The sequence below is a fragment of the Mesorhizobium sp. M1406 genome, assembly GCF_040317555.1.
GTDB lineage: Bacteria > Pseudomonadota > Alphaproteobacteria > Rhizobiales > Rhizobiaceae > Mesorhizobium.
This window is the reverse complement of record NZ_JAMYKW010000024.1, coordinates 1-15,784: the sequence shown is the minus strand read 5'-3', so window position 1 is coordinate 15,784 and position 15,784 is coordinate 1. Positions and strand designations below refer to the sequence as shown.

Genomic DNA, 15,784 nt, shown 5'->3' with positions numbered 1-15,784 from the left:
TCCTTGTCGGAAAACCGGTTCCCACATGCTCTGGATTGAACCGGTCAGGCGGCGCGGTTGTCTCGCGCTGCCCTGACGGCCCGGAAAAATTGTTCGATCAGCGCCGGATCCTTGACGCCCGGCGCGCTTTCCACGCCTGAGGAGATGTCTATTCCGGGCGGGTTGGCAAGCCGAAGGGCATCGCCGATGTTGACGGCGTTGAGCCCACCGGAAAGCATGTAATCGACGCCGCCGTCAAGGCCGGCAAGAATGCGCCAGTCGAAGGCAACACCATTGCCGCCCGGCAGTTCGGAGCCTTTCGGCGGCTTGGCATCGAACAGGAAGCGGTCGGCGACACCGATGAACGGCTTTATCCGCTCCAGATCGGCAACTTCACTGAGCGGCAGCGCCTTCATCACCGACAGGCCATAGCGGGCTTTGACCTCGGCCACCCGCTCCGGCGTTTCCGAGCCGTGCAACTGCAGCATATCGGGCTGCATCTTGGCAACGATTTCGTCCAGGAAGGCGTCGCTGGCATCGACGGTGACGGCAACCGCCATTGCCTTGCCGCGCGCAGCCTCGCGCAGGCGGCCAGCCTCGGCAGGCTCGACATAGCGTGGGCTTTTCGGGAAGAAAATAAAGCCGACATGGCTGGCGCCGCCGGCCAGCGCCGCAGCGAGTGCCCCGTCGGTCTTCAAGCCGCAGATCTTGATGTCGAGTGCCATGCGCGGGAATTGGCATGAAAAGCGAAAAGAGTCGAGAAAAAGCATACTGTTTGCCGGCAAGGCCAAAGGCGCTACTTATGGATGGACAAGGCGGGAGCAGGATCATGACCGAGAGAACCGTTGCCGAACTCAGGCAGAAGATTTCGCAGGCGCGCGAGGTCATCGCGCACCTGATGGACAAGGCCGCCTTCAACGGCGCCGAGGCTCACCGCGCTCTAGACTATTTCGGCAGCGATGCCTTCGACGGCAATTTTTTGCCGTGGCCGCATCATGGCGACGAGGGGTTGCGACCGGATGAACTCAACGCCGCGAATGACGATTGACGTTACTCGAACGCAATCGCCTGCAGCGCGCCGCCATTGCGCTTCAGCCAGGCCTTGCAGCGCTCGGTGTCCGGGCAAAGCTGCTCGCACAGCTTCCAGAATTTCGGACCGTGGTTCATTTCCTTGAGATGCGCAACCTCGTGCGCGACGAGATAATTTATGACCGGCGACGGCGCCATCATGATCCGCCAGGAAAAGGACAGATTGCCGTCGGAGGTGCAGGAGCCCCAGCGGCTCGACGTGTCCTTGAAGCGGACGGCCTTGGCGCGCTTGCCCAGCGCCTGCGTGTGCTTGAGCACCAGCTTCTCGATCTCCTTCTTGGCCTCGCGCTTGAGAAAGTCGGCGATGCGGCGCGGCAGGTGAATGCGGTCGCCATGCACGATCAGCAGCGGGCCGCGCTCATCGCTCGACACCGTCACGGTCCCGCGGTTTGAAGGCTCGTGGACGATGCGGTGCGCCACGCCACGCACCGGGATCTTGATGCCGGGGCGCACCTGCGGCCGAGCCGGGACCTTGGCCAGCCGTTGTTCCAGCCAGTCCTGATGGCGGTCGAGGAATTTTTCCACCTCGCCCCGGCGCAGGCCCGGCGGCACGGTGATGCGCAGGCCACGGCCACCGGAATCGATGCGCAGCGTCAGGCGCCTTGCGCGGTCGTTCTCGACGATCTTGAGCGGCAGCGAGCGGCCGGCAACGACATGCTCGCGCTCTTCGGGCGCGGGCTTGGGCTTTGTCAAATTGCGGAAGAAGCCGAAAGACATGGCCGGACGATACGTGATTCGAGGAAAACGAATAGAACAAAAAAGAAACGGCGCCGCTTTCGCGACGCCGTTTTTCACGATGTGACCAGTCGCCGGGTCATTAGAGCGACGTGCGTCCAATTGGACGCACAAAGTACGCTCTAACACTTTTGAATCTACGCATCGTGCTTTCCGAAAATCGAAGTCGATTTTCGGGCCGATGCGCTAGTCGTCAAGCAGGTTCGAGCCCTTGCCACGCTTGGTGGTCGTTCCGGTGCCCGGGTCGGTCTTCGTCGGCGCCGTCGACTTGTTGCGGTTGGCCATGAAGCGGTCGAACTCGTCCTGGTCCTTGGCGCGACGCAATTCGCGGGCGTACTCGTCGAACTGGGTGAGCATCTCGTCTAGCTTGCGGCGCTCTTCGTTCAGGCGCTCGAGTTCCTTTTCGCGCCAGTCGTCGAAAGCGACGTTGCCGGTGCGGGCGGAGCCGTGACCCCAGCGCGCGGCCTTGTCGGAACCGCGGCGGCAGCCGGCGAAGATGCCGTCGGTGGCACGGTTGACGTCACGCTTGAAGCCCTCGAGGCGGTCGCCCCAGATGATGTAGGCGAGCATGGCGAAGCCGAGTGGCCAGAACACCATGAAACCGATCACCATCAACGCGATGGTTGCCGGCGTCCAGGCCGGGCGGATCAATGCGGATGTGTTCATTTTCTCCCATTCCTTCGGTTGGAGACAGCCAAGACCGGCTGCGTGGAATCGAAATGGGAAGAAGAAAACGGCGATTCAAGACAATGTCCGCCAAATCCGGACAAGCGGCTGAAATGATTGTTGCTTTTTGAGTGCTTCGAGGAAAAGCAGGACCAATCCGGCGACAAGTCCCCAAAATGCCGCGCCGACGCCGAACAGCGTCAGCCCCGAAGCGGTGACGGCGAAGGTGACGGTGGCGGGCATGCGTTCGCCTTCGTCCTTCAAGGCGATCGACAAAGCATTGGCAAGCGGCGACATCAGCGCCAGACCCGCCACCAGCACGATCAGGCTCTGCGGCAGGACGGCGAAGATCGCCACCAGCGACGCGCCGAAAATGGCGAAGACGAGATAGGCGAGCGCATAGAACGGGCCGGTCTTCCAGCGCTCGGTGGGGTCCGGATGGACGTCGGGCCCGGTGCAGATCGCCGCCGAAATCGCCGCCAGATTGGTGGTCGAGCCGCCAAATGGCGCCGACAACAGCGAAAACAGGCCGGTGACGCCGATCAGCGGGCCCGGCTCCGGGTGATAGCCGGCGGCGCGCAGCACGGCGAGGCCGGACAGGTTCTGCGAAGCCATGGTGACGAGATAGAGCGGCAGTGCGAGACCGATGATCGCGGCGGCGCTGAACCGCGGCGCGATCAGCGTCAGCGTCGACAGTTCCAGTGTCGGCAGGCCGCCGACGCGGCCGGTGAGAAATGCCGCGAGGCCGCCGCCGATCAGCACGACCAGCACCGACACCGCCGGATTGAACAGCCTGATGACGAAAAAGGCCGCGATCAACGGCAGGATCAGCCAGGGATCGGCCGGGATGGCCTTGACCGCGTTGATGGCGAAGCTGACGAGGATGCCGGCCAGCATGCCGGATGCCACCGACGCCGGTATCCTGGCGATCAGCCGCGTCAGCGGTCCGAACAGGCCGGTGGCGATCAACAGGATGCCGGTGACGATGAAGGCGCCGACCGCCTCGTTCATCGAAAAGCCGCTCGACGCGGCGATCAGCGCCAGACCCAGCGTCGACCATGCGGTGATAACAGGCATTTTCGTGCGCCAGGACAGCCACAGGCACTCGATCGCCATCGCCAGGCAGATCGCCGTTACCCAACTCGCCGTCTCGATCTGCGTCGCGCCGACCGCCTTGGCGGCGGCAATGACGATGGCCAGCGTGCCCCCGAAGCCGACGATCGCCGCGACGAAGGCGGATATCGGAATGGAAAGGCGCATCAGTTTCCCCTTTGTGCCATCGTGTCTACGGCCCGCACCAGCATGTCGAGATCCTGCGGCCGCGACAGGCGGTGGTCGCCATCGGGGATCAGCGACAAGGTCACGTCGTCGGCCGGCAGCAGGCTGACCAGCTTCAGCGCATGGCTTGTCGGCACGTCCGTATCGGCCAGCCCCTGCAGGATGTGCACCGGGCAATGGGTGTCGATCGGGCCCGTCATCACCCTGTTGTCGCGCCCATCCTCGATCAGGGCGCGTGTGTAGATGTAGGGCTCGGCGGAATAGTCCGACGGCTCCTCGAAGAAGCCTTTTTTGGCGAGGTCGCGTTTCTGCGCCTTGGTCAGCACCGGTTCGACCAGTTCAGCGGTAAAGTCTGGCGCCGGAGCCAGCAGCACCAGGCCGGAGACGTTGCTGTCGCCCGCCTTGCGCAATTCCTGCAGCATGCGCAGCGCGATCCAGGCGCCCATCGAGGAGCCGACCAGGATCTGCCGGCCCTTGGTGAAATGCCGGAACACGGCAAGGCTTTGCGCAAGCCATGTCGAAATCGTGCCGTCGGCAAAGGCGCCGCCGGATTCGCCATGGCCGGAATAATCATGGCGCAGGAACGCGCGGCCTTCCCTTGCCGCCCAGTCCGACAGCGTCTGCGCCTTCGTGCCCAGCATGTCCGACTTGTAGCCGCCGAGCCAGACGATGCCGGGGGCGGAGCCGGCAGCATGGCGCACCGCGATGCGCGATCCATCGATATCCAGAAAGAGTGGGGGCGTGACAGTCATGGCTTTTTCCTCAACGTCGGTCTTGTGGCACAGCCAGCGGCGAGGCGGAAAGTGCTCGCGATGTTCTTTGTTTGGTGCAGGGCAGCGATCAGGGTGATTTTCTGTCAATGCTGTGCTATTGACTCCGCCCGCGCGCTCACCACATTGACGCGTCACGCATCAACACTGACAAACCCTGAACGAAACGGCCAAGGAGACCACGACCATTCGCAGACCTTTCAAAGCAGCGGCGCCGACCAAGGATGGCCCGCGCTCCAACCGTGATATCCGGGTTCCCCGGGTCCAGCTTATCGACGCCGAAGGCCAGAACCGCGGCGATGTTTCCATCAACGACGCATTGCTGCTCGCCGAAGAGGCTGGGCTCGATCTCGTCGAGATATCGCCCAATGCGGTGCCCCCCGTCGTCAAGATCCTCGATCTCGGCAAGTTGAAATACGCCAACCAGAAGAAGGCGGCCGAGGCGCGCAAGAACCAAAAGGTCATCGAGATCAAGGAGATCAAGATGCGCCCGAACATCGACAGCCATGACTACGAGACCAAGATGAAGGCGGTTCGCCGCTTCTTCGAGGAAGGCGACAAGGTCAAGCTGACGCTTCGGTTCCGTGGCCGCGAGATGGCGCATATGGAACTCGGCATGCAGCTTCTGAACAAGGTCCGCGAGGAAGTGGCGACCATCGCCAAGGTCGAGGCGGAACCGAAGCTCGAAGGCCGCCAGATGATGATGGTGCTGTCGCCGCGCTAAGGTGTGCTGGGCAACACACCTGAGACGCGATGGCGTCAGGCTTGGTATCGCGCTTAAATCCGCCTGAATTACATCCCAAGGCGTCCCGGCGATCGGCGGGACGCCCGTTTTCTTGGCCGAGGCTGCGATCGCCGGTTCTTTCTTATGTCGTCTTCCCAAAACCGGGGCCACTTTTGGGACGACATCAGGCTCTTCGACGATCGGATTCCAACCTTGGACAAAGAACTCAAATACGGGCTGGGTAACTACCAGCATACGCGCCGGATGGTGCTCGCCGGGCTCGTGGCGGTGCTGTTCGCGGCGCTGCTATTCGGCCAATCGACGTTTCCGCCCGACACGCCGGTGCATGAGTCGATTGAAATGTTCGGCGTGCTGCTGATTTTCCTCGGCATCGTCGGGCGCCTTTGGTCGACGCTCTACATAGGCGGGCGCAAATCTTCCGAGGTGGTGACCGGCGGGCCCTACTCGATCACCCGCAACCCCCTTTATGTGTTCTCGACCGTGGCCGCGGCCGGTGTCGGCGCCCAGATCGGCTCATTCTCCGGCATCATCTTGTTCGCGGTGCTGTGCGCGGGCGCCTTCCATATCGTCATCCTGCGCGAGGAGAAATTCCTCAAGGAAGCGCTTCCCGCCACATATCAGGCCTATCTGGCGAGAGTGCCGCGCTTCTTCCCGAAGCTTTCCCTCTACCAGGAGGGTGATACCGGCAGCTTCAAGCCGCGCCTGCTGTTGACCACGCTGCTCGACGGCCTGGTGTTCCTCGTCGCGCTGCCGGCCTTCGAGCTGATCGATGGCGCCCAGCAGTCGGGCATGTTGCCGGTGCTGTTCCGGCTGCCCTGACTCAAGGGCAGAGCCGCATCTCTACAGGTGTTGCACAGCAGCCGGCTTTGACGTATAGGACCGCCGTTCAAGAAAACCGCCCGGCAGGGCATGCCGTGGCGGTTTCATTTGCTTTTCGGGCTTTGGTCGGCCCGAAGCGAACAAGACAAGAGGCGTGGAGTGCCGGAGGCACGACAGGGACCTCATAGAAACGGAGTAGCAAAATGCCCAAGATGAAGACCAAGTCCGCTGCAAAAAAGCGGTTCAAGATCACAGGTACGGGTAAAGTCCTGTCGGCTGCGGCCGGCAAGCGTCACGGCATGATCAAGCGTTCCAACAAGTTCATTCGAAATGCCCGCGGCACGATGGTTCTGGCTGAACCGGATGGCAAGAAGGTCATCAAGAATTTTCTGCCGAACGGCCTCTAAGGCGTGATGCCAAAAAGTTGCAGACTTTTTGGATAACATCCCGCTCAAATAAGGCATTCGGTCCGGACACGCATTTGTTTTACGCAATTCCGAACGGAAAACCGCAAGGGCACTTTTCCTGGAATTGCTTTTAAGGAGATCATGACATGGCACGCGTAAAGAGAGGCGTCACCTCGCACGCCAAGCACAAGAAGGTCCTGAAAGCTGCGAAAGGCTTCTACGGCCGTCGCAAGAACACCATCCGCATCGCCAAGCAGGCGGTGGAAAAGTCGCTGCAGTACGCTTACCGCGACCGCAAGAACCGCAAGCGCTCGTTCCGCGCGCTGTGGATCCAGCGCATCAACGCGGCGACCCACGAGCATGGCCTGACCTACGGCCGCTTCATCGACGGCCTCAACAAGGCCGGCATCGAGATCGATCGCAAGATCCTGTCGGACATGGCCATCCACGAGCCGCAGGCTTTCGCAGCCCTGGTCGCCAAGGCCAAGGTGGCGCTCGAATATCTGAAGAACACCACGCCGAACGCTTTTGAAAGCGCTGTCGCCTAAGACCAGCGCTTCCCAAGCATTCGCAATTCTGATTTGGGGAACCCGCGCTGGCACGGCTGGCGCGGGTTTTTCTTATGCCTGATGTAAACAAAATGGTGACGACGAACCAAAATGGTGCCGGTCGCCCGATCGAGAGAGTTTCGCCGTGAACGACACAGCCGGAAATCTTGAAGCCCTGGAGGCCTCGCTGCTTGCCGACATCGCATCGGCCTCCGACGAGGCCTCGATCGAGGCCGTGCGCGTCGCGGCTCTTGGCAAGAAGGGCTCCATCTCCGAAATGCTGAAGACGCTCGGCGCCATGACCGCCGAGGAGCGTCAGGTGAAGGGTCCGGCCATCAACGGCCTCAAGAACCGCGTCACCGATGCCCTGACGGCCCGCAAGGCCGAGCTCAGGGATGTGGCGATCACAGCCCGCCTGGCCGCTGAAAAGGTCGACGTGACGCTGCCGGTGCGGCAGTCGCCGGCTGAGCGCGGCCGCATCCATCCGATCAGCCAGGTCATCGACGAGATCGCGGCGATCTTCGGCGATCTCGGTTTCTCCATAGCCGAAGGTCCGGATATCGAGAGCGATTACTACAATTTCACCGCGCTGAATTTCCCCGAAGGCCATCCGGCGCGCGAAATGCACGACACCTTTTTCTTCCAGCCGGACGAGAAGGGCGAGCGCAAGCTTTTGCGCACCCACACCTCGCCCGTGCAGATCCGCACCATGGAGACGAAGAAGCCGCCGATCCGCATCGTCATTCCGGGTAAGACCTATCGTCAGGATTCCGACGCTACCCACTCGCCGATGTTCCATCAGGTCGAGGGGCTGGTGATCGACAAGACGGCCAATGTCGCGAACATGAAGTGGGTGCTGGAGGAGTTCTGCAAGGCCTTCTTCGAGGTGCCGCAGGTTAAGATGCGCTTCCGGCCATCCTTCTTTCCGTTCACCGAGCCGAGCCTCGAGGTCGACATCCAGTGCGACCGCTCGCGGCCCGGCGAGGTGCGCTTCGGCGAAGGCTCCGACTGGATGGAGATCCTCGGCTGCGGTATGGTGCACCCCAACGTGCTGCGCCATGGCGGGCTCGATCCGGACGAGTATCAGGGCTTTGCCTGGGGCATGGGCATCGACCGCATCGCAATGCTGAAATACGGCATGCCGGACCTGCGCGCCTTCTTCGACGCCGATGTTCGCTGGCTGTCGCATTACGGCTTCAGGCCGCTCGACATGCCGACCTTGTTCGGAGGCCTAAGCGCATGACAGCGCCGCACACCGGCGGCTGTCGCTGCGGCGCCGTGCGGTTCGAGGCCTCGGCTGAACCGCATCACGTCAGCTATTGCCATTGCGGCGATTGCCGGCGGGCGAGCGGCGCGCCGGTATCGGCCTTTGTCGGCTTCCTGGCCGGTCAGGTCGCGTTCACCGGCAAGGCGCTGAAGATGTTCGAGAACGGCCCGGTGACGCGCTCCTTCTGCGGCGTCTGCGGCTCGCCCATCGCCTATGTCGACGAGCGGCTGGAGGACGACATCTATTTCATGCTCGGCGCCATGGACATGCCGGCCGATTTCAAGCCGACACTGCATGCCTATGTCAGCGAGCAGCTTCCCTTTCTACATATGTCCGACGACTTGCCGAGACATCTGAAATCAAGCGTCAAAAGACCAGACGGAATAGTCCAATGAAATTCACCCTCTCCTGGCTCAAGGACCACCTCGAGACCGACGCCTCGCTCGACGAGATCGTCGAGCGGCTGACCTCGATCGGCCTCGAAGTCGAGCATGTCGACGACAAGTCGAGCCTGAAACCCTTCGTCATCGCCAGGGTGCTGACGGCGGTGCAGCATCCCGATGCCGACCGGCTGCGCGTGCTCACCGTCGACACCGGCGACGGCAAGGCACCGGTGCAGGTCGTCTGCGGCGCGCCCAATGCCCGCGCCGGTCTGATCGGCGCCTTTGCCGCGCCCGGCACCTACGTGCCCGGCATCGACGTGACGCTGACGGTCGGCAAGATCAGGGGCGTCGAAAGCCACGGCATGATGTGTTCCGAGCGCGAGCTGGAACTGTCCGACGAGCACCACGGCATCATCGACCTGCCCCAGGATGCGCCTGTCGGCACCAGCTTCGCTGCCTACGCGCATCTCGACGATCCGGTCATCGAGATCAACCTGACGCCGAACCGGCCGGACGCCACCAGCGTCTACGGCATCGCCAGGGATCTGGCGGCGAGTGGACTTGGCCGTCTCGTCGGCGGCGCTATCATGCCCCATGTCGGCAACGGCATGTGCCCGGTCAAGGTGACGATCCTAGCGCCGGAACTCTGCCCCGGCTTCGCGCTGCGGCTGGTCAAGGGCGTCAAGAACGGCCCGTCGCCGAAATGGCTGCAGCAGCGGCTGATCGCCATTGGTCTCAGGCCGATCAGCGCGCTGGTCGACATCACCAATTACGTCACCTTCGACCGCGGTCGGCCCCTGCATGTGTTCGACGCCAGCAAAGTCGCCGGCAATCTGACCGTGCGCCGCGCGCGCGATGGCGAAAAGGTACAGGCGCTCGACGGCCGCGAATACACGCTGACGCCGGAGATGTGCGTCATATCAGATGAAGACGGCGTCGAATCGATCGCCGGCATCATGGGCGGCGAGCACTCGGGCTGCGACGAGAACACGTCGGACGTGCTGATCGAATCGGCACTTTGGGATCCGATCACCACGGCGCGCACCGGCCGCACGCTCGGCATCATCACCGACGCGCGCTATCGCTTTGAACGTGGCGTCGATCCTGAATTCATGGTTCCCGGCGTCGAGCTGGCGACCAGATTGGTGCTCGATTTCTGCGGCGGCACGCCGACGGAGATCGAAGTGGCCGGCTATGCGGGCCACACGCCCAAGATCGTCTCCTTCCCGCTTTCGGAAGTGAAGCGGCTGACGGGCATCGAGGTGGCGAAGGCGGAAAGCCTCGACATCCTGTCGCGCCTCGGCTTCAAGCCCGAGGGGTCGGGCGATACCGTCAACGTCGCCGTGCCGTCCTGGCGCCCCGATGTCGACGGCAAGGCCGATCTGGTCGAGGAGGTGATGCGTATCCACGGCGTCGACAACATCGCCCCGCAGCCGCTCGGCGCGCATGACGCGGTCAACGCCAGGATACTCACCACGCTGCAGGTCCGTACCCGCACGGCCAAGCGCGCGCTTGCCGTGCGCGGTATGATGGAAGCCGTCACCTGGTCGTTCATTCCGGCCAAACATGCCGAACTGTTCGGTGGCGGCCAGACCGCGCTGAAGCTTGCCAACCCAATCGCCGCCGACATGTCCGACATGCGGCCGTCGCTGCTGCCGGGGCTGATTGCCGCCGCCCAGCGCAATGCCGACAGGGGCATCGGCGACGTGGCGCTGTTCGAAGTCTCTGGCACCTACGAAGGCGACGGCGCCGACCAGCAGCGGCGCGTTGCCGCCGGCGTACGCCGTGGCACCGCCAAGCTCGACGGCTCCGGCCGCAACTGGGCCGGCAATTCGAGCCCGGTCGGCGTGTTCGACGCCAAGGCCGATGCCATCGCCGCGCTCGAAGCCTGCGGTGCGCCGGTCGAGCGGCTGCAGATCGAGGCGGGCGGTCCGGCCTGGTATCATCCCGGCCGTTCCGGCACGATCAAGCTCGGCCCGAAAACCGTGCTCGGCACGTTCGGTGAATTTCACCCGAAGGCGCTTGAGGGCCTCGATGTTTCCGGGCCGCTCTGCGGCTTCGAAGTGTTCGTCGATGCCGTGCCCGAGCCCAAGGCCAAGCCGACGAAAACCAAGCCGAAGCTCGAGCTCTCCGCCTTCCAGATGGTCAAGCGCGACTTCGCTTTCGTCGTCGACAAGACCGTCGAGGCCGGCACGCTGGCGCGCGCGGCGCTCGCCGCCGACAAGAAGCTGATATCAGGCGTTTCGGTCTTCGATATTTTCGAAGGTGCCTCGCTCGGAGCGGGCAAGAAGTCGATCGCTATCGAAGTATCGATCCAGCCGGTCGAGAAGACGTTGACCGACGAGGATTTCGAGGCGCTGGCCAAGCGCATCGTCGACAATGTCGGCAAGCAGACCGGCGGCGTTCTGCGCGGGTAGAGTAATTCCAGGAAAACTGCGTAGCGATTTTCCAATGGAAAGCGCATAGCGCTTTCCCTTGGGAATTGCGCAGGAACCAAGACTTGCAGGCAGGTGGCGAATCGCCCTCCAAGGGGCGATGGACCATCTGCGCTATTCCGGCCTTCCTTTCGAAACGCAACGCACGGCGTTTCTTGAGATCGTCTCGGCTGACCCGCTGCTTGCCGAAACGCTGGCGCGCGTGCGTGCGCTGGAGCTGCCGGACTGGCTTATGGTTTCCGGCGCGCTCTACAACACCATCTGGAACCAGCTGACCGGCAAGCCGCTGGGCTACGGCATTAGGGATGTCGACCTGTTCTATTTCGATGACAGCGACCTGTCCTATGAGGCTGAGGACGCGGTGATCTGCCGGGCGGCGGTGCATTTCGAAGGGCTGCGGCTGCCGGTCGAGGTGCGCAACCAGGCACGGGTGCATCTGTGGTATCCGCAGAAATTCGGCCAGTCGTGCCCGCGCTATATGAGCTCCAGCGAATCCGTCAGCTATTTCGCGTCGAAGACCCATGCGGTCGGTGTCCGATACGATGCGGACGGGCAGCTCGATCTGGTTGCGCCGTTCGGGCTCGACGACATCTTCTCGTTCCGCATCGTGCCGAACCGGGTGTTGGACAACCAACGGACGCATGAGGTGAAGGGCGCGCGGGCAAGGGAGCACTGGCCGGAGATTTCAGTGGTGCCTTGGTAGTGATGCCGAAGCAAAGACGTCGGCGCGAGGCACCCCCCTCTGGCCTGCCGGCTATTTCCCCCGCAAGGAGGGAGATTGGCAGCTTCGGCCTTGTCGCTCCTCCTGCAACCTTGGCGATTGGCGAAAGCAGCAACGGCATCCGATCTCCCCCCTTGCGGGGGAGATGTCCGGCAGGACAGAGGGGGTGTTTCGCGCTGACTTCTCGCAACCTTCGCTGTCACGTTCGCATGAAAAAGGGGCGCCGAAGCGCCCCCTCCAACGGTGACCTGACTCACCCATTCACCAGCGCCAGCAGCTCCTCCGTATAGCGCTTGCCCACGACCTTGTCCGGCGAGAGCGCATCGCCGATGGCCGCCACCTCGGCTACGCTCAGCTCGATCCCGGCCGCTGCCGTGTTCTGCTCCAGATGATGGATTTTTCGCGCACCCGGGATCGGCACGATGAAATCGCCCTGGTGCAGCACCCAGGCCAGCGCCAGCTGCGCCGAGGTCACGCCCTTTTCAGCCGCCAGCATTTCCAGCGTGGCGATGACGGCGGCGTTGGCGGCCATGGCGTCCGCCTGGAAGCGCGGCAGGCCACGGCGCCAGTCGTCATCGCTCAAAGCCTCGGGCTTGGCGATCGTGCCGGTGAGCAGGCCACGGCCGAGCGGGCTGTAGGGGACGAAGCCGATGCCGAGTTCGCGGCAGACGGCGAACACCTCGTCTTCCGGGTCGCGGCTCCACAGTGAATATTCGCTCTGCACGGCAGCGATCGGATGCACGGCATGGGCCCGCCGGATGGTCGCGGCACTCGCTTCCGACAGGCCGAGCGCGCGCACTTTGCCCTCGCGCACCAGTTCGGCCATGGCGCCGACTGTATCCTCGATCGGCACGTTGGGGTCGACGCGGTGCTGGTAGTAGAGGTCGATGACGTCGGTGCCCAGCCGCTTCAGCGAAGCCTCGGCGACGGCCTTGACGTGCTCGGGACGGCTGTCGACGCCGGCCATGCGGTCGATGCCGGTGCCTTCTTCCAAAATCTTGAAGCCGAATTTTGTCGCGATGGTCACCTTGTTGCGCACCGGTTTCAGCGCTTTGCCGAGCAGAATCTCGTTCTCGTAGGGGCCATAGACTTCCGCCGTGTCGAAGAAGTTGACGCCGATCTCGACGGCGCGGTGCAGGGTGGCGATCGCGTCGACTTCCGCCTGGCCGCCATAGGCGAAGCTCATGCCCATGCAGCCGAGGCCGACCGGGTAGACGTTCAATTCAGTTCCAAGCTTGCGGGTTTGCATCACGCGTCTCCTTGTTGTGATGCGACAAAAATAGCGCCTTGCCCTATGTTCGATAATCGTCGTTCGGCCGCACGGCCTGTACTAAAAGATAGATCAATGAATCGAGCCCATTTCTCACAACTCGCGGTTCTGGCGACCGTCGCCCAATGCGGCAGCTTTCGCGGCGCCGCCAGGGAACTGGCCATCGCGCCGTCGGCGGTCAGCCATGCGGTGTCCAGCCTCGAAGCGCGGCTTGGCGTTCGCCTTCTGTCGCGCAGCACGCGCAGCGTCGCGCCCACCGAAGAGGGTGCGCAATTGCTGGAGCGGCTGCGGCCGGCGCTGTCGGAGATCGACCTGGCGCTGGAGACGGCTGTCGAGGCGCGGGACCGGCCGGCGGGCAATCTGCGGCTGACCGTGCCCCGCACCGCCGCACAGCTCACATTGGCGCCACGGCTGGGCGCCTTTGCCCAGGCCTTTCCCGATATCGTGCTGGAGATCGTCGTCGAGGATCGCTTCACCGATGTGGTCGAAGGCGGCTTCGATGCCGGGGTGCGGCTCGGCGAAAGCCTGCAGCGCGACATGATCGCGGTGCGGATCGGGCCATCGATCCGGGGTGCCGTGGTTGCCGCTCCTTCCTATTTCGAGACCATGCCCAAACCGCGCCATCCGCACGATCTCGCCGATCACCGCTGCATCCGCTTCCGCTTCTCCAGCGGCATCCTCTACCGCTGGGAGTTCGAGAAGGACGGCGAGGAGATCGAAATCTCCGTCGAGGGTCCGCTGATCGTCGGCGAGGACCATCTGATCGCGCAGGCAGCGGTCGACGGCGCCGGGCTCGCCTTCGTCTTCGAGGACTATGTCCGTGCCCCGCTGGCCGACGGCAGGCTGATCCGCGTGCTGGAGGACTGGTGTCCCTCTTTCGATGGCTTCTTTGTCTATTATCCGAGCCGACGCCAGATGCGGCCAGCGCTCAGGGCGTTTGTCGATTTCTTCAAGGTGAGTGGGTAGAGAGCGGCGGCGCAATCGTCTCCGTTTGGGGGGTATGCCTAGCCAAGGCTGGCGCCGCCCCTCACCTGCCTGCCGGCATCCTCTCCCCGTAAAACGGGGCGAGGGACGCCTTATCGATGATTTCGCCAGTCGCCGACGTCGCAAGGATTGCGCCGGCGTCGCGGCCAGCTTCTTTCACCCCGTTTACGGGGAGAAATGCCCGGCAGGGCAATGAAGGGGGCAGCGCTGCCGTCGGGAAGAAAGCGTAGTTCGGCGGCGTTTGCCAATCATGCAAACATCGATCACCAACACTCCAACCCGCTACGGCTGGGGCGCGATTATTCTCCACTGGCTGATTGCGCTGGTCTTCATCGGCCAGTTCGGGCTGGGCTTCGTCATGGTGCGGCTGACCAGTCAGCGCACCGCTTTCGAACTGATCCAGCTGCACAAATCCTTCGGCTTTCTGCTGCTCGGCCTGATCATCCTGCGCATCGCCTGGCGCCTTGGCAATGTATGGCCGCCGCTGCCGCGCTCGGTCGGGATCCTGGAGCGTCGGGCCGCCCCGCTCGCGCATCTTGCGCTCTATGCCTTTCAGCTTGCCTTGCCCTTGTCCGGCTGGGCGCTGGTGTCGGTCTCGATGCTGGAGGTCCCCAGCCTGCCGTTCAATCTGTTCGTCATGCCGAACCTGCCGCTGGCCGAATCGGACGCGGCCGAGAGTTTCTGGGCGGCAACGCATTGGCATCTCGCCTATGCCGGCATGGCGCTGGTCGCTCTCCATGTCGCGGCGGCGCTGCGGCACCATTTCCAGCTCAGGAATGGCGTGCTCACGCGCATGATCACGCCTTCGTCAGGAGACAGTGGGGAATAGAGCGGCCGGCTCGCTCGTTCATTGGGAGAGGGCGCGTAGAATGTGCTGCCCCAAAAAAGGAACACCTCCATGTACATGCGCATCCTCGGATTTGCGGCGGTCGCCGCTTGCCTTGCCATGCCTGTTTCCGCTGCCGTCGCGCTTGGCGCCGCCGCCGGCAGCTATTCGGTCAGCCCGGCCAGCTCCAGCATCCGCTTTTCCATCGGCAAGGTCGGCGGCGGCGGCCTCAACGGCGCCTTCGCCCGCTTCAAGGGCACGATCCGCATCGACAATTCCGAGGTCGGGCGCTCGCAGGTCAATTTCACCATCTTTCCCGAAAGCGTCGGCACCGGCCAGGGCCGCATCGATGCCTTTCTGCGCTCCGACGCGGTGTTCGACACCGCCAACAGCCCGGAAATCCAGTTCCGTTCGACCAGCGTGACCCGCACCAGCGACACCACGGCCCTCGTCACCGGCCGGCTGACGGCGCGCGGCAAGACGTTCCCGGAAAAATTCACGGCCGAGCTTGGCGGTCTCAAGGCTGGCACCATAAAATTCCATGTCACCGGCAAGGTGCTGCGCTCGCGCTACGGCATGGATGTCGGCACGCCGATCTATTCCAACATTGTTGATTTCGACATGACGCTGACGGGGAAAAGGGGTTAGCTGACACACCTCGCGCATCGTCATCCTGGGGCGCAGCAAGGAGCGAAGCGCGGCGCAGACCCCAGGATCCCCGCGACATCAAGGCGTTGCGACGGTCCAGAATCCGTTCCGCTGCATTCCTCGGCTGATGTCGCGGCATGGCAACTGTGTTCATGCGAAAGCTTTTTTGTCTCGAATGATGGCGTTTAGGACGACGAGAAGCTTCCTTGCGACG

The 15,784-nt window shown here is 63.2% G+C and carries 18 protein-coding genes; 12 read left to right on the top strand and 6 right to left on the bottom strand.

Going from position 1 to position 15,784, the window contains the following annotated elements:
• Positions 1-44: 44 nt before the first annotated feature.
• Positions 45-704 (bottom strand): phosphoribosylanthranilate isomerase, encoded by a 660-nt coding sequence (locus NKH03_RS20025; protein ID WP_352970026.1) that lies wholly within the window; start codon positions 702-704, stop codon positions 45-47.
• A 104-nt stretch (positions 705-808) separates the two neighbouring features.
• Between NKH03_RS20025 and NKH03_RS20020 the strand changes: the two genes are divergently transcribed.
• The gene (locus NKH03_RS20020) at positions 809-1,027 is read left to right on the top strand and encodes a hypothetical protein (protein ID WP_352870665.1); all 219 of its coding nucleotides are present in this window, start codon (positions 809-811) and stop codon (positions 1,025-1,027) included.
• 2 nt (positions 1,028-1,029) lie between these two features.
• On the opposite strand, the gene NKH03_RS20015 is transcribed toward NKH03_RS20020, so the two are convergent.
• The 4 genes from NKH03_RS20015 to NKH03_RS20000 all read right to left on the bottom strand — a co-directional run bounded on the left by NKH03_RS20015 (position 1,030) and on the right by NKH03_RS20000 (position 4,499).
• Positions 1,030-1,785, bottom strand: coding sequence for a M48 family metallopeptidase (locus NKH03_RS20015; protein ID WP_352879320.1), 756 nt, complete (start codon positions 1,783-1,785; stop codon positions 1,030-1,032).
• A gap of 204 nt (positions 1,786-1,989) precedes the next feature.
• A complete protein-coding gene (locus tag NKH03_RS20010) occupies positions 1,990-2,469 on the bottom strand; it encodes a DUF2852 domain-containing protein (protein ID WP_352870667.1) in 480 nt (159 codons plus the stop codon).
• Positions 2,470-2,544: 75 nt separating this feature from the next.
• Positions 2,545-3,729, bottom strand: coding sequence for a benzoate/H(+) symporter BenE family transporter (locus NKH03_RS20005; protein WP_352970024.1), 1,185 nt, complete (start codon positions 3,727-3,729; stop codon positions 2,545-2,547).
• The gene (locus NKH03_RS20000) at positions 3,729-4,499 is read right to left on the bottom strand and encodes an alpha/beta hydrolase (protein WP_352970022.1); all 771 of its coding nucleotides are present in this window, start codon (positions 4,497-4,499) and stop codon (positions 3,729-3,731) included. The genes NKH03_RS20005 and NKH03_RS20000 overlap by 1 nt, the downstream gene beginning before the upstream one ends.
• 205 nt (positions 4,500-4,704) lie before the next feature.
• On the opposite strand from NKH03_RS20000, the gene infC reads away from it, so the two are divergent.
• The 8 genes from infC to NKH03_RS19960 all read left to right on the top strand — a co-directional run bounded on the left by infC (position 4,705) and on the right by NKH03_RS19960 (position 11,824).
• Entirely contained in the window at positions 4,705-5,241 is a 537-nt protein-coding gene (infC, locus tag NKH03_RS19995) for a translation initiation factor IF-3 (protein ID WP_013528312.1), read from the top strand.
• Positions 5,242-5,454: 213 nt separating this feature from the next.
• A complete protein-coding gene (locus tag NKH03_RS19990; protein ID WP_352970020.1) occupies positions 5,455-6,081 on the top strand; it encodes a methyltransferase family protein in 627 nt (208 codons plus the stop codon).
• Positions 6,082-6,284: 203 nt separating this feature from the next.
• On the top strand, positions 6,285-6,488 hold the full coding sequence (rpmI, locus tag NKH03_RS19985) for a 50S ribosomal protein L35 (protein ID WP_006201248.1): 204 nt from the start codon (positions 6,285-6,287) through the stop codon (positions 6,486-6,488).
• A 146-nt stretch (positions 6,489-6,634) separates the two neighbouring features.
• Positions 6,635-7,036 (top strand): 50S ribosomal protein L20, encoded by a 402-nt coding sequence (gene rplT, locus NKH03_RS19980; protein ID WP_006201247.1) that lies wholly within the window; start codon positions 6,635-6,637, stop codon positions 7,034-7,036.
• A 145-nt stretch (positions 7,037-7,181) separates the two neighbouring features.
• Positions 7,182-8,279, top strand: coding sequence for a phenylalanine--tRNA ligase subunit alpha (gene pheS / locus NKH03_RS19975; protein WP_352970017.1), 1,098 nt, complete (start codon positions 7,182-7,184; stop codon positions 8,277-8,279).
• Positions 8,276-8,698: a GFA family protein gene (locus NKH03_RS19970; RefSeq protein ID WP_352970016.1), complete on the top strand. Its 423-nt coding sequence runs from the start codon at positions 8,276-8,278 to the stop codon at positions 8,696-8,698. Before pheS ends, NKH03_RS19970 begins: the two co-directional genes overlap by 4 nt.
• Entirely contained in the window at positions 8,695-11,103 is a 2,409-nt protein-coding gene (gene pheT / locus NKH03_RS19965) for a phenylalanine--tRNA ligase subunit beta (protein ID WP_352970014.1), read from the top strand. Before NKH03_RS19970 ends, pheT begins: the two co-directional genes overlap by 4 nt.
• A 118-nt stretch (positions 11,104-11,221) precedes the next feature.
• The gene (locus tag NKH03_RS19960; protein ID WP_352970012.1) at positions 11,222-11,824 is read left to right on the top strand and encodes a nucleotidyltransferase family protein; all 603 of its coding nucleotides are present in this window, start codon (positions 11,222-11,224) and stop codon (positions 11,822-11,824) included.
• Between the two features lie 271 nt (positions 11,825-12,095).
• On the opposite strand, the gene NKH03_RS19955 is transcribed toward NKH03_RS19960, so the two are convergent.
• Positions 12,096-13,091 (bottom strand): aldo/keto reductase, encoded by a 996-nt coding sequence (locus NKH03_RS19955; protein ID WP_352970010.1) that lies wholly within the window; start codon positions 13,089-13,091, stop codon positions 12,096-12,098.
• Positions 13,092-13,187: 96 nt separating this feature from the next.
• Between NKH03_RS19955 and NKH03_RS19950 the strand changes: the two genes are divergently transcribed.
• From NKH03_RS19950 to NKH03_RS19940, 3 genes are all read left to right on the top strand, one after another.
• On the top strand, positions 13,188-14,078 hold the full coding sequence (locus NKH03_RS19950; RefSeq protein ID WP_352970009.1) for a LysR family transcriptional regulator: 891 nt from the start codon (positions 13,188-13,190) through the stop codon (positions 14,076-14,078).
• A 268-nt stretch (positions 14,079-14,346) separates the two neighbouring features.
• Positions 14,347-14,925: a cytochrome b gene (locus NKH03_RS19945; protein WP_352970007.1), complete on the top strand. Its 579-nt coding sequence runs from the start codon at positions 14,347-14,349 to the stop codon at positions 14,923-14,925.
• Positions 14,926-14,994: 69 nt separating this feature from the next.
• Positions 14,995-15,570: a YceI family protein gene (locus NKH03_RS19940; RefSeq protein WP_352970005.1), complete on the top strand. Its 576-nt coding sequence runs from the start codon at positions 14,995-14,997 to the stop codon at positions 15,568-15,570.
• The last annotated feature ends 214 nt before the right edge of the window (positions 15,571-15,784 follow it).